Annotated in this window: 8 protein-coding genes; all 8 read right to left on the bottom strand. The window is 46.3% G+C overall.

Annotated features, from left to right (window positions below; translation table 11 throughout):
- Positions 1-208 precede the first annotated feature (208 nt).
- Positions 209-2329: an elongation factor G gene (fusA, locus tag G625_RS0105180; protein ID WP_029200261.1), complete on the bottom strand. Its 2121-nt coding sequence runs from the start codon at positions 2327-2329 to the stop codon at positions 209-211.
- 15 nt (positions 2330-2344) lie between these two features.
- A complete protein-coding gene (gene rpsG / locus G625_RS0105185; protein WP_029200262.1) occupies positions 2345-2815 on the bottom strand; it encodes a 30S ribosomal protein S7 in 471 nt (156 codons plus the stop codon).
- A 176-nt stretch (positions 2816-2991) separates the two neighbouring features.
- The gene (rpsL, locus tag G625_RS0105190; protein WP_029200263.1) at positions 2992-3411 is read right to left on the bottom strand and encodes a 30S ribosomal protein S12; all 420 of its coding nucleotides are present in this window, start codon (positions 3409-3411) and stop codon (positions 2992-2994) included.
- A 254-nt stretch (positions 3412-3665) separates the two neighbouring features.
- Positions 3666-7346, bottom strand: a complete 3681-nt coding sequence (gene rpoC, locus G625_RS18480; RefSeq protein WP_044931686.1) for a DNA-directed RNA polymerase subunit beta' — start codon at positions 7344-7346, stop codon at positions 3666-3668.
- A gap of 13 nt (positions 7347-7359) precedes the next feature.
- Positions 7360-11487, bottom strand: coding sequence for a DNA-directed RNA polymerase subunit beta (gene rpoB / locus G625_RS0105200; protein WP_029200264.1), 4128 nt, complete (start codon positions 11485-11487; stop codon positions 7360-7362).
- A 632-nt stretch (positions 11488-12119) separates the two neighbouring features.
- On the bottom strand, positions 12120-12623 hold the full coding sequence (locus G625_RS0105205; RefSeq protein ID WP_044931690.1) for a hypothetical protein: 504 nt from the start codon (positions 12621-12623) through the stop codon (positions 12120-12122).
- A gap of 96 nt (positions 12624-12719) precedes the next feature.
- Positions 12720-13130: a DUF1934 domain-containing protein gene (locus G625_RS0105210; protein WP_029200266.1), complete on the bottom strand. Its 411-nt coding sequence runs from the start codon at positions 13128-13130 to the stop codon at positions 12720-12722.
- A 307-nt stretch (positions 13131-13437) separates the two neighbouring features.
- Positions 13438-14517 carry a D-alanine--D-alanine ligase family protein gene (locus G625_RS0105215; RefSeq protein WP_044931721.1) on the bottom strand — a complete coding sequence of 360 codons (1080 nt, stop codon included), beginning with the start codon at positions 14515-14517 and terminating at the stop codon, positions 13438-13440.
- Positions 14518-14850: the final 333 nt, after the last annotated feature.

Below are 14850 nucleotides of genomic sequence, written 5' to 3' on the forward strand. Positions count from 1 at the left end.
CTCCTGGAAAATGTAATACAACGAATATCATGTCAAGCACCATGCATGCGCTCGCATGCTCCGTGCAGTACATTACGCCAATTGCAAAGTATCTCCCTGCAATCAGCAAACATGATTTTATCATTGTTGGATTATTTTATCAAGTATTTTTGGGCATTCAGATAGTTATCTTAGCCCAAAAATACTGACTTTTTTTAAATATATTTAATTATTTGCCTTTTTTCTCTTTGAGAACAGCTTCCTGAACGTTCTTAGGGCACTTCTCATAGTGATCGAAGAACATTGAGTAGTTTGCACGACCCTGTGTCTTTGAACGAAGGTCAGTTGCATAACCGAACATCTCTGCAAGAGGAACAAAGCTGTTAATCTGCTTGCCTGAAGGGATGTCCTCCATGCTCTCGATACGTCCACGACGAGAATTTACATCGCCGATAACGTTACCCATATACTCTTCAGGAGTTACGATCTCAACCTTCATGATAGGTTCAAGAAGAACAGGATCTGCCTTCTCCATAGCTGTCTTGAATGCGATTGAACCGGCGAACTCGAATGCACGCTCGTTAGAATCGACATCATGGTATGATCCATCGTAAACATTAGCATGGATACCAAGTACAGGATAGCCGGCAAGAATACCTGACTGAGCTGCGTTTCTGATACCCTTCTCGATAGCAGGAATGTACTCCTTAGGGATAGAACCACCGACAACAGTAGACTCAAACTTGAAGGTCTCTTCAGCGTTTGCATCCATCGGCTCGAACTTAACCTTACAATCACCGTACATACCTGAACCACCGGACTGGTGAACATAACGGCCCTGTACATCAACAGCCTTTGTAAATGTCTCCTTGTAAGCAACCTGAGGAGCACCAACATTAGCCTCTACGTGGAACTCACGGAGAAGACGGTCAACAATGATCTCAAGGTGAAGCTCACCCATACCAGAAATGATTGTCTGTCCTGTCTCTTCATCAGTTCTTACACGGAAGGTAGGATCCTCTTCAGCAAGCTTTGCAAGAGCATCTGTCATCTTACCCTGTGAAGCCTTGGTCTTTGGCTCGATAGCAACAGAGATAACAGGCTCAGGGAATTCCATAGACTCAAGAATGATAGGGTGCTGCTCATCACAGATTGTGTCACCTGTTGTAGTTGTCTTGAAACCTACTGCAGCTGCGATATCACCTGAGAATACTTCATCAAGTTCCTGTCTCTTGTTAGCATGCATCTGAAGAAGACGACCAACTCTCTCCTTCTTATCCTTTGTAGAGTTCAGGCAGTAAGAACCGGTCTTAAGTGTACCTGAATATACACGGAAATATGCAAGCTTACCTACGAACGGGTCAGTCATGATCTTGAATGCAAGAGCTGAGAATGGAGCGGAATCTGATGAAGGTCTTGAAGCCTCGTTTCCATCCATATCTGTACCTGTAACATCAGGAACATCTGTAGGAGCCGGGAGATAATCAATAACAGCATCAAGAAGCTTCTGTACGCCCTTGTTTCTGTAAGCTGTACCGCAGAGGCAAGGAATCGCATCACCTGCAATAGTAGCCTTACGAAGAGCCTTCTTCATTTCTTCAATAGTAAGCTCTTCACCCTCAAGGTACTTCTCCATAAGATCCTCATCAAGCTCAGCAATCTGCTCTACCATCTTTGTATGGTACTCTTCAGCCTGATCCTTCATATCATCAGGAACATCTGTGATCTCGATGTCTTCGCCCTTGTCATCTCTATAGTAGTAAGCCTTCATCTCCATAAGGTCGATGAGACCTACATAAGTGTCCTCACGTCCGATAGGAATCTGAACCATAACGCAGTTCTTACCAAGACGATCAATGATAGTCTGAACAGAATGGAAGAAATCAGCACCTACTATATCCATCTTGTTGATGAATGCCATTCTGGGTACATGATATGTATCAGCCTGTCTCCAAACGTTCTCTGACTGTGGCTCAACGCCGGACTTAGCGTCGAACACACCTACAGCACCGTCAAGTACTCTAAGTGAACGCTCAACCTCAACAGTGAAGTCTACGTGACCCGGAGTATCAATGATGTTGATTCTGTACTCAGGAGCACCTTCAATCTTCTTGTGCTGGAACTCCTGTGTCCAGTGGCATGTAGTAGCAGCGGATGTGATAGTGATACCACGCTCCTGCTCCTGCTCCATCCAGTCCATGGTTGCTGTTCCTTCATGTGTGTCACCGATCTTGTGGTTAACACCTGTGTAGAAGAGGATACGCTCTGTCAGTGTAGTCTTACCGGCATCGATATGTGCCATGATACCAATATTTCTTGTATGCTCAAGTGAATATTCTCTGGTAGCCAAAGTGTTTCCCTCCTATCAGAATCTGTAATGTGCGAATGCCTTGTTAGCCTCAGCCATTCTATGCATCTCTTCCTTACGCTTAACAGCTGCACCGGTATTGTTTGCAGCGTCCATGATCTCGTTAGCGAGTCTCTCAGCCTGAGTCTTCTCAGATCTCTTACGTGAGAACTCTGTAAGCCAACGAAGACCAAGTGTCTGACGTCTCTCAGGCTTAACCTCCATAGGTACCTGATATGTGGCACCACCGATACGCTTAGCCTTAACTTCAAGAACAGGCATGATGTTGTTCATAGCCTCTTCAAATACTTCTGTAGCTTCCTTGCCGCTCTTCTCTGCGACGATGTCGAATGCACCATAAACGATCTTCTGTGCAACACCCTTCTTACCATCAAGCATGATGGAATTAACAAGCTTTGTTACAATCTTTGAATTGTAGATTGGGTCTGCGAGAACGTCTCTGTGCAGAGTATGTCCTTTACGTGGCACGTTACTTCCCTCCTTAAAAATTTGTTTTAGATCATCGGTACTCTACGCAACTGCTACTTAAATGTAGTGTTTTGCGAGTTCATGCGGACAAGGACACACCTTATATAAATAATGAGTTCCATTATCCGTCATTTTAACCATGTCTTAATTGCTGAATCTTACTAAGGTAATATAAATTACTTCTTAGCCTTAGGTCTCTTTGCGCCGTACTTTGAACGGGCCTGCATTCTGTTTGCAACGCCGGCTGTGTCCAGTGTTCCACGGATGATATGGTATCTTGTACCAGGAAGATCCTTAACACGGCCACCACGAATCATAACAACAGAGTGCTCCTGAAGGTTATGTCCCTCTCCCGGAATGTATGATGTAACTTCGAAACCGTTTGAAAGTCTTACTCTGGCGATCTTACGAAGAGCTGAGTTAGGCTTCTTAGGTGTAGCTGTCTTAACAGCTGTACATACACCACGCTTCTGAGGAGCGGAAATGTTAGTTGCCACCTTCTTTAAAGAGTTGAATCCTTTCTGAAGTGCAGGTGCGGTAGACTTCTTCTTCTGAGAAGTTCTGCCCTTTCTTACTAACTGGTTAAATGTAGGCATTTGGTTCTCCTTTCGTTAGGTTTATGATATGTGTATTTTTTACTCTGAAATACTAAAACAGAGCGTGCTTTTTACACACGCCTAAGTACTATACTTCAATCAAATTTTCTTGTCAATCGAATTTATATATTTTTTATAGAGCAAAAGGGACCGCAGCAAGCCGCGGTCCCTTTCTACTAATATTATTGTGCATTCGCAGTATCGACTCGGGATTGCAAGCTGACTTGCCACCCCTGTGGTTTCAGTGAAACGCTTTAAAGTACGTTATTCTTCTGGTTCTCGATTCTGTGACGGGCTGCGATTCTCTCAACGCCTTCAGCATCGATGTCAAATGCCTCATCAGGTGTGAAGAGCTGCTCTGTCTCGTCCTCGATATCCTCAATATCCTGTGAAAGCTCTACATTTCTGTAACGCTTCATGCCTGTACCGGCAGGAATGAGCTTACCGATGATAACGTTCTCCTTAAGTCCCACAAGGTTGTCTCTCTTTCCGTTGATGGCAGCCTCGGTAAGAACCTTGGTTGTCTCCTGGAAGGATGCAGCTGACAGGAAGGAATCTGTTGCAAGAGATGCCTTGGTGATACCAAGCATGATTCTTGTTCCCTCTGCCGGCTTCTTGCCTTCTGCGATAAGTCTCTCGTTCTCATCCTCGAAATCAAGACGATCAACGGTTGTACCCGGAATGAAGTGTGAATCACCTGCATCGTTGATTCGTTCCTTCTTCATCATCTGATGAACGATCATCTCGATATGTCTGTCCTGAATCTCAACACCCTGGAGACGGTATACTCTCTGAACTTCAGAGATCATGTAATCCTGTACTGCCTTGGTGCCCTTGATCTTCAGAAGATCATGAGGGTTAATGGAACCTTCTGTAAGTACGTCACCGGCCTCAAGAACCTGACCGTTCTGCACCTTAAGTCTGGAACCGTATGGAATGAGGTATGTCTTTGACTGAGCATTAGCAGAATCAGTAACAACAACCTCTCTCTTCTTAGCGGTTTCCTTGATTTCAACCACACCCGGGATCTCTGTAAGAATTGCAAGTCCCTTAGGTTTACGAGCCTCGAAAAGCTCCTCAACTCTCGGAAGACCCTGTGTGATATCACCACCGGCAACACCACCGGTGTGGAAGGTTCTCATGGTAAGCTGTGTACCAGGCTCACCGATTGACTGAGCAGCGATGATACCAACTGCCTCACCAATCTGAACCGGCTGACCTGTTGCAAGGTTTGAACCGTAGCACTTAGCGCAGACACCATTCTTTGAACGGCATGTAAGTACGGTTCTGATCTTGATGGTCTTTCTGCCCATGTTGTTAAGAGCCTTGATAACACGTGGTGCACGCTTAGGTGTAACCATGTGATCAGCCTTAACGATAGTCTTGCCTGTCTCAGGATCTACGATATCCTCAGCGATGTAACGGCCTGTGATACGATCCTGAAGTGACTCGATCTTCTCCTGTCCGTCAGAAAGCTCTGAAATCTCAAGGAACGGAATCTTGTCCTTATTTGCCGAGCAGTCAAGCTCACGGATGATGAGATCCTGTGTAACGTCAACCATTCGACGTGTAAGATATCCGGAATCGGCTGTACGGAGCGCAGTATCGGAAAGTCCCTTACGGGCACCGTGTGCGGAAATGAAGTACTCCAGTACGTCAAGACCTTCACGGAAGTTTGACTTGATAGGGAGCTCGATGGTACGTCCGGTTGTATCAGCCATGAGTCCACGCATACCTGCAAGCTGCTTGATCTGCTTATCAGATCCACGGGCTCCGGAATCAGCCATCATGAAGATGTTGTTGTACTTATCAAGACCACTGAGAAGGTCATGAGTAAGCTGATCATCGGTCTTCTTCCATGTATCGATAACTTCCTGATATCTCTCTTCCTCTGTTACGAGACCACGACGGTAGTTACGTGCGATCTTATCTACAGTCTTCTGTGCTTCATCAAGGAGCTGCTGCTTTGATGCAGGCACTGTCATATCCGAAATGGAAACGGTCATGGCTGCAATTGTAGACTGCTTGTAGCCCATGGACTTGATGTCATCAAGGCTTAATGCTGTCTGTGTTGCACCGTGAACGTCCATTATCTTTTCAAGGATCTTCTTAAGGTTCTTCTTCTTAACGATCTCATCGATTTCAGGAAGGATCTCATTGCCCGGGATTGAACGGTCAACAAATCCGAGATCCTGAGGGATGATCTCATTAAATATGAGACGACCTACAGTTGTATTGATAACACCTTCAACAGTTCTCTCGGTACCGTCCTCGTTCTTGAGGATCTTCTTGATACGTACCTTGATTCTTGTGTGCATGGTGATGTAGCCATTTTCCTTTGCAAGGATAGCCTCGTTAATGCTCTTGAAGAACATTCCCTCGTTAGGCTCACCCGGTCTCTCCTGTGTGATGTAGTAGATACCAAGTACCATATCCTGTGAAGGAACAGCAACAACACCACCGTCTGAAGGCTTGAGCAGGTTGTTGGGCGCGAGAAGCATGAATCTGCACTCTGCCTGAGCTTCCTGTGTAAGAGGAAGGTGGATAGCCATCTGGTCACCATCGAAGTCAGCATTGAACGCTGCACAAACGAGCGGATGGAGTCTTATCGCCTTACCTTCTACAAGTGTGGGCTCGAATGCCTGGATACCGAGTCTGTGAAGGGTCGGGGCACGGTTAAGCATAACCGGGTGACCCTTGATAACGCCTTCAAGGATATCCCAAACCATAGGATCAAGTCTCTCGACCATCTTCTTGGCATTCTTAATGTTGTGTGCCTTACCTGTATTTACAAGCTCCTTCATTACGAAAGGCTTGAAAAGCTCGAGAGCCATCTCCTTAGGAACACCGCACTGATAGATCTTAAGGTCAGGTCCTACGACGATAACAGAACGTCCTGAGTAGTCAACACGCTTACCGAGAAGGTTCTGTCTGAAACGTCCCTGCTTACCCTTTAACATATCTGAAAGTGACTTCAGAGCTCTGTTTCCGGGACCTGTTACAGGACGTCCGCGACGGCCATTATCGATAAGTGCATCAACAGCTTCCTGAAGCATACGCTTCTCGTTACGTACGATGATCTCAGGTGCGCCAAGCTCGAGAAGACGGGCAAGACGGTTGTTTCTGTTAATGATTCTTCTGTAAAGATCGTTAAGATCCGATGTAGCAAAACGTCCGCCGTCAAGCTGTACCATAGGACGAAGATCAGGCGGGATAACAGGAAGCTCTGTAAGGATCATCCACTCAGGAAGGTTTCCTGATGAGCGGAATGCCTCAACAACCTCAAGTCTCTTTACGATTCTTGCTCTCTTCTGACCGGAAGCATCATCAAGCTCCTGTCTTAATTCTGTATACTCCTTTTCAAGGTCAATGCTCTTAAGGAGCTCAAGTACAGCCTCTGCACCCATTCCTGCACGGAAGGAACCATAGCCATACTGTTCGATCGCATCTCTGTACTCCTTCTCGGAGAGAACCTGCTTGTACTCAAGCTGTGTCTCACCCTTGTCAAGTACGATATAGCTTGCGAAATAGAGAACTCTCTCAAGGACACGGGGGCTGATATCAAGTATCAGACCCATCCTTGAAGGAATACCCTTAAAATACCAGATGTGGGAAACAGGAGCTGCAAGAGCTATATGTCCCATTCTCTCACGTCTTACGGAGGACTTTGTTACCTCAACACCGCAGCGGTCACAAACAACACCCTTATAACGGATCTTCTTGTACTTTCCGCAGTGGCACTCCCAGTCTTTAACCGGTCCAAAGATACGCTCACAGAAAAGTCCATCCTTCTCAGGCTTCAGAGTTCTGTAGTTGATTGTCTCAGGCTTCTTAACTTCGCCGTGAGACCACTCCAGGATCTTCTCCGGAGAGGCAAGGCCGATCTTGATCGAATCAAACTGAACAGGCTCATTTATTTTATCAAGCTGTGCCATGTATTCCTCCTAATTATACTTCATCGTCGTCTGAGAAATCGTCAGACTCCGAAACGATATCTTCACTATCCTCATAGAAATCTTCTTCCTCTGAAGAATCATCCCCGAAACCATCATCCATGAGATCTGCGCCTAATGCTGACACAAGCTCATCATCGCCATCCGAGAACATCTCTACGCCCTGTTGAGACATGCTGTCATCCGCATCAACAAGCTCACCGTTCTTAAATTCCTGAGCAGCGAAGCCGTACTGGCCAAGGTTCTCATTCTTATCGTAACGGTTGTCTCCGCCTGAAAGCAGACGGTGCATATCCTGGTTAGCATCGTAGAGATCCTCTGTAATCTCAATCTCATTCTGCTGATCGTCAAGTACGCGTACGTCGAGACAGAGTGCCTCAAGTTCCTTAAGCATAACCTTGAAGGACTCAGGCACACCCGGAGCAGGGATATTCTGTCCCTTGATGATAGCCTCATAGGTCTTGACACGTCCTGCAACGTCATCGGACTTCATGGTAAGGATCTCCTGAAGTGTGTATGCAGCACCGTAAGCCTCGAGGGCCCAAACTTCCATCTCTCCGAAACGCTGTCCACCGAACTGTGCCTTACCACCAAGTGGCTGCTGTGTAACCAGTGAATACGGACCGGTTGAACGTGCGTGAATCTTATCATCTACAAGGTGATGGAGCTTGAGATAATGCATGAATCCGATAGATGTCTTGCCATCAAACGGAAGTCCTGTACGTCCATCCCGGAGCTGCACCTTACCGTCAGTTCCGATAGGTACACCCTTCCACTCCTCTCTGTGATCGAGATGAGCGCCGAGATACTCATAAACCTCAGGATCAAGCTCTTCCTTGTGTAATTCTGTAAACTCTTCCCATGACTTGTTAACGTAATCGTTTGCAAGGATGAGGGTCTGTCTGATATCAGGCTCTGTAGCACCATCAAAGATAGGTGTTGAAACGTCGATACCGAGAACCTTCGCAGCAAGAGAAAGGTGTAACTCAAGCACCTGTCCGATATTCATTCGGGAAGGCACGCCTAGAGGATTAAGCACGATATCAAGCGGACGTCCGTTAGGAAGGTATGGAAGATCCTCTACAGGGAGAACTCTTGAACATACACCCTTGTTTCCGTGACGGCCGGCCATCTTATCGCCAACACCGATCTTTCTCTTCTGTGCGATATAAATACGAACTGACTCTGAAACTCCCGGAGCGAGCTCGTCTGAATTTTCTCTTGTAAATACCTTGGCATCCACAACAACGCCGTATGCGCCGTGAGGTACCTTTAACGAAGTGTCACGAACTTCTCTTGCCTTCTCACCGAAGATAGCGCGAAGGAGTCTCTCTTCAGCTGTAAGCTCTGTCTCTCCCTTAGGAGTAACCTTACCAACGAGAATGTCACCGGCACGAACCTCAGCACCGATACGGATGATTCCGCGCTCGTCAAGGTTCTTTAATGCATCGTCACCTACACCGGGAACGTCAGAAGTGATCTCCTCAGGTCCGAGCTTGGTGTCGCGGGCTTCACATTCGTACTCTTCAATATGTATAGATGTATAAACATCATTCTGGATGAGCTTCTCTGAAAGGAGAACCGCATCCTCGTAGTTGTAACCTTCCCATGTCATGAATCCGATAAGAGGGTTCTTACCGAGAGCGATCTCACCCTGACAGGTTGAAGGACCATCGGCGATAACATCACCCTTCTTTACATGATCACCTGCAAATACGATAGGCTTCTGGTTGTAGCAGTTGGACTGGTTGGATCTCATGAACTTTGTGAGCTTGTACTCATCAAGAGTTGCATCGGAATCACGACGGATCACGATCTTGTTTGAAGCAGAGATCTCAACTACACCATCATACTTTGCAACGCAGCAAACACCTGAGTCAACGGCAGCCTTTGCGGAAATACCGGTATCAACTGCTGCTCTCTCGGTAACCATAAGAGGCACGGCCTGACGCTGCATGTTTGATCCCATGAGGGCACGGTTAGCGTCATCGTTCTGGAGGAACGGAATCATGGATGTAGCAACCGAGAATACCATCTTGGGTGATACGTCCATCATATCGATAGAGGCCTTAGGGAATGCCTGGGTAGCCTCTCTGAAACGGCCGGAAACATTGTCATGAAGGAAATGTCCGTCTGCATCAAGCGGCTCGTTTGCCTGTGCAACTACGTAGTTATCCTCTTCATCGGCAGCAAGGTATACAACGTCTTTTGTCACCTTAGGATTCTGAGGGTCAGACTTGTCTACCATACGGTATGGAGCCTCTATAAAGCCGTACTCATTGATACGGGCATAGGATGCGAGAGAGTTGATAAGACCGATGTTAGGTCCTTCAGGTGTCTCGATAGGGCACATACGTCCATAGTGTGTATAGTGAACGTCTCGAACCTCAAATCCTGCACGGTCTCTTGAAAGACCGCCCGGTCCGAGGGCTGAAAGTCTACGCTTATGTGTAAGCTCTGAAAGCGGGTTGTTCTGATCCATGAACTGTGACAGCTGTGATGAACCGAAGAACTCCTTAACAGAAGCTGTTACGGGCTTAATGTTTATGAGGCTCTGAGGTGTGATCTCCTCGATATCCTGTGTTGCCATACGCTCGCGGACAACACGCTCCATACGGGAGAGACCGATACGGTACTGATTCTGGAGAAGCTCTCCCACAGCACGGATACGACGGTTTCCGAGATGATCGATATCATCCTTGGTTCCGACCTCTTCCTCAAGATGCATGCAGTAGTTAATGGAAGCAAAGATATCTTCCTTAGTGATGTGCTTCGGAACAAGCTCATGCATATCCTTCATGATGGCTATACGGAGAGCTCTCTGATCGTCAGCATTCTCCTCCATAAGTCTTGCAAGCTCAGGATAGTAAACGAGCTCATCAGGCTTATCCTGGTCGATAAGTGCCTGCTTCTCTTCGAGAGTAAGGGCATCCCAAAGCTTCTTCTCAGCCTCTTCGCTTAATGATGCATGTGTGCGGTCAGCCTGCTTTTCAAAGTACTCCTTAACGTGCTCGTACTCCTTGGCCTCATCGTAATCGATCTCCGAAGCGTCGAAAGTAACGTACTTATCAAGGTCTACCTCCATAGCTGAAAGAACCTTTACCTTACGTGTAGGGCCGTCGATCCATACGTAAGGAACTGCTGCATCCTGGATCTCGATAGCCTTCTGACGGGAGATCTGCTCTCCTGCCTGTGCGATAACTTCACCTGTTGACTCATCGATAACATCCTCAGCGAGAGTATGTCCCTTGATACGGTTCTTGAAGTGAAGCTTCTTATTAAATTTATAACGTCCAACCTTTGCAAGATCGTAACGGCGCGGGTCGAAGAACATGCCGTTAAGAAGTGAGCTTGCCGAATCAACCGAAAGCGGCTCACCCGGTCTTATCTTTCTGTAAAGTTCAAGAAGACCACCCTCGTAGTTCTGAGCCTCAGGTGACTCCTTCTCGAAAGAAGCCATGAGCTTAGGCTCTTCACCGAAGAGGTCAATGATCTCGGCATTGGAGCTGATACCAAGCGCACGGATAAATACAGATACAGGAACCTTACGGGTTCTGTCTACACGTACGAAAAATACGTCATTGGAATCTGTTTCATACTCGATCCATGCACCACGGTTAGGGATAACTGTACATGAGTAAAGCTCTTTACCGATCTTATCGTGATCCTGACCATAGTAAATGCCCGGAGAACGAACGAGCTGTGATACGATAACTCGCTCTGCACCGTTAATAACAAATGAGCCGGTATCTGTCATCAGAGGCAGATCGCCCATAAATATCTCATGTTCGTTGATCTCTTCCTTATCCTTGTTGATAAGACGTACTTTCACCTTGAGAGGTGCTGCGTAAGTCGCATCACGCTCCTTGCACTCCTCGATGTTGTACTTCTTCTCATCTTCGCAGAGCTTGTAGCCTACGAACTCAAGGGAAAGGTGTCCAGCAAAATCCTGGATCGGAGAGATGTCATCAAATGCCTCGCGGAGGCCGTCTGAAAGGAACCACTCGTAGGAATCCTTCTGGACTTCAATCAGGTTTGGCATCTCCAGCACTTCTTCGTGCTGTGCAAATGTCATTCTGATGTTTTTGCCGTTTTTAACGACACGCATCTTGCTTTTTTCCATTGACCGTTCACCCCATTGCGGGAAACCCGCTTGATCTTTGTGATTCATAGAAAGATGTGGATGTTCTCAAAATGTGCATTCATCGTTACGAGCATTGTATTTCGATGTATCAACATTTCAATGAATCTGGTTTAATGTTTCCTATAGTTACATGTATTTTGGAGACCGAAAAATGGGCGCAATATGCCTAGGGCCCCAAAATAGGTATCATATATACTATCGCAGGTAGAGGACTCAAGTCAAGGGGTGCATTTAAAAAAATAATTTTCTCATAAATATACAAAATCTGTGACACTTTTGTGACATTGGTCGTGATAACTTATACATATCAAAAAGAAAAAGCAATGTACTAAACTAAACCAGATAGATGCATAGCATTTTTCATAAACAAATCTCATAATTACTTCCTTATGAAAGCCTCCGACCCACTGCAATGGGTTGGAGGTTTTTCATTGTATCAGGAGGTTGAGCGTGGACGAGAGACCCGGAGCAGCGTGAGGCGAGGGAGAAGAAGTGATGTGGCGAACCCGGGCAGGTCGGTGTGTGACGTAGAAATGAGGCGAAGCGCTTGGGCAGATTGGAGAATCAAAAAAGCGGCTCACCGGGAAGTGAACCGCTTTGTATGATCTGTATTATTTCTTCGACTCATTGAGCTGCTGCTCTGCCTTTTTTCTGAGACCTGCCAGGAAGCCCTTCTTCTCTGGTGCCTTGGGAATTGCGCCACCGCGAACGGAAAGAATCTTACGGATATAGATTCCGGCAACAGCCACCTTACACTCTTTGTGTAAAGGGATCTGATCAAACACGCTCGGATCAGCCATAAGTGTCATGATCTGTGGACCAACCTTTGCCTTAACAACTGGAAGCTTGCTGAGCTTTAAGTAAACCGGAGTCTGCTCCTCAACCTGCTTGGGAAGTCCCGCTGCCACAGCTTCCTTTATGGACATCTTCTTTTTATCGATAACGAGAAGTGTTACGTTCTGAGTATTGGCATCGATCATAGGCTGCTGTTCTGCCTGCTGCTGACTCATCTTACGTCCGAAATAGTAAAGAACTCCCAGAATAACAAGAAGTATCAGGAGTATGATGAGAAGCACTTTTCCTACAGCACCCATTTCTATAGCCATTAAAAACATATATAAAATCCTCAACTTTCAAAAAATTACATGGTGGCGGATAAACCGCCGAAGCTAATATTACTATTTGAACTGTCAAAATGCAAGGAAAAAACATTATGCCTTCGCAATCCTGATCTCTATCTCATTTTCCGAAACCGGATTACCGTACTGTGTGATGCTGTAGGAAAGAAATATGTTCATCACAAGTTCCGCATGAACCCGGTCGATCTCGACGCGCTTTGTGTCAAAGCCAAGCTCCATGTAGCCCATGGGGGTTTCGTAATTCATTATGTGTTTTGTGTTTTCCTTATAGCGGAAAGCATTATCATGCTTCCAGTTCCTGACAACTGTCACTTCTTTTCCGGCTGTGTCCACGCGCATTTCATTGTGAACGCCGTCCTGAAAGTAGGTCAGGATCTGTGTGCCGTCCCCGACTTCTCTTAAGATGCCGTCTGAAACCGTATCAAAAATATCTGTATCGCCATCCACTGTCTGGCGTGATTTCATCTCTATTCTGACCCTCATTTTTCCTCCTTAAGACTTTATAATCAAAAACCCCGGTCAACGACCGGGGCTATCTGAAATCTTAAACATTTAAAAGGATAAAGGATTGTGTATTTCGTACATTTATTATGTGAATACTATAGCACCGGCTGCACGAAAGTGTTTGAAGGAATCCAAAAGTAAAAGTTAAGAATTTCTTAGGGTCGTTAACCCTTTGTAGTCGGTCACGAAGATGCAAATGGTATTTAAACCAATTCAAACGACGCATCAACCTTGAGTTGCCGGGCATGTAAGTGCAACCAGCAAATAAACCTTTTCATGCAACGCATCAGCCCTGGGTTGTTGGGCGGGTAAATGCCGTATCTATGAGGGCCTGCACAAGTCGCGGCTTGTCGATTCCCTTTACTTCCCAAAGCATCGGATACATGGAGATGGCAGTGAATCCGGGAAGAGTGTTGAGCTCGTTGAAAACCGGACCGTTCTCTGTAAGGAAGAAATCGATTCTTGCAAGGGAGAATCCGTCAACTGCATCGAACACTACCTTTGCGGCTCTGCGGATGAGTTCCCGGTCGTCTTCATTAATATCTGGGTCAGTATCGGTTTCGGACTGCGGATTGTTGTACTTCGCATCGTAGTCGTAGAAATCTGCTGCTGCCTTTATCTCGCCGACACCACTGGCCTTGATGTTTCCGTCAATGTCTCTGAACACGGCGCACTCAACTTCGCGGCCAACGATGGTCTCCTCGATGAGAACCTTGTAGTCAACCTCGTAGGCTTTTTTAATGCCGTCGATGAGCTGCTCGCGGTTGTAAGCCTTGGTCACGCCGCAGCTGGAGCCGGCGCTGGAGGGCTTGACGAAAACGGGATATTCAAATGCTTTCTCAACACGGCGAACACATTCGTCCATATCTTTGATCTCATTGCCAACAACGGAAACATACTCGGCCTGACGAACGCCAACCTTCTTGAGGGGCTCGTTGCAGATGATCTTGGTGTAAAGCTTGTCCATGGAAACTGCGCTGGCAAGAACACCGCAGCCCACATAAGGAATTCTGGCAAGCTCAAATAGTCCCTGAATAGTTCCGTCCTCACCGTTTTTTCCGTGAAGGGCCGGGAAGATAACATCGATCTTTCTGAGGGAAATATTTCCGGCCTTATCCTTTATAAGAAGGGAATGGAGCTTTGCATCCGGAAGAAGGCAGGCTTTGATGCCGGATTTGTACCAGCTGCCATCTATGATTCGGTCGAGAGACTCGGCCATGAGCCACTCTCCTTCTTTGGTGATGCCCACCAGGAGCACGTCGTATTTTTCTTTATTTATGTTCTTAACAATGTTCACTACGGATTTGCAGGAGACCTCATGTTCTGTGGATCTTCCTCCAAAAACCGCCATTAGAGTCTTCTTCATATCTTGAATGGCATCCGGCCGTAACATTGAGACCGGAGCGTTCCTTTCTATAGGGTAATGTTTAAACAGATTTTACTACAATGTTGCGTCAATGCAAGACGGAGTTTCTGCCGGAGGCATCTATAAAGACACATCATGGCTAAATATAAATAAAAAAAGTGCGCTGAGATCATGTAGGAGAAAGGCTCAGATCTCAGCGCTTGGAGAAAAAGAGGTTTTAGGTATATTCTCAGTTGTCAGAATCTTTTCAGATCATAACAACCAATAATCAATTTAGTTTACTTCTTCAGCCGGCCCAGCTCGCCGCGCTTTAACTTGAAGAGTATGTCTTTT

Source organism: Oribacterium sp. NK2B42, from assembly GCF_000424445.1.
GTDB lineage: Bacteria > Bacillota > Clostridia > Lachnospirales > Lachnospiraceae > Oribacterium.

Bases quoted from the DNA above. Each gene is read 5' to 3' on its own strand.
- rpoB (WP_029200264.1), bottom strand. From the start codon at position 11,487: ATGGAAAAAAGCAAGATGCGTGTCGTTAAAAACGGCAAAAACATCAGA.
- rpsL (WP_029200263.1), bottom strand. From the start codon at position 3,411: ATGCCTACATTTAACCAGTTAGTAAGAAAGGGCAGAACTTCTCAGAAG.
- G625_RS0105215 (WP_044931721.1), bottom strand. From the start codon at position 14,517: ATGAAGAAGACTCTAATGGCGGTTTTTGGAGGAAGATCCACAGAACAT.
- rpoC (WP_044931686.1), bottom strand. From the start codon at position 7,346: ATGGCACAGCTTGATAAAATAAATGAGCCTGTTCAGTTTGATTCGATC.
- G625_RS0105205 (WP_044931690.1), bottom strand. From the start codon at position 12,623: ATGTTTTTAATGGCTATAGAAATGGGTGCTGTAGGAAAAGTGCTTCTC.
- G625_RS0105210 (WP_029200266.1), bottom strand. From the start codon at position 13,130: ATGAGGGTCAGAATAGAGATGAAATCACGCCAGACAGTGGATGGCGAT.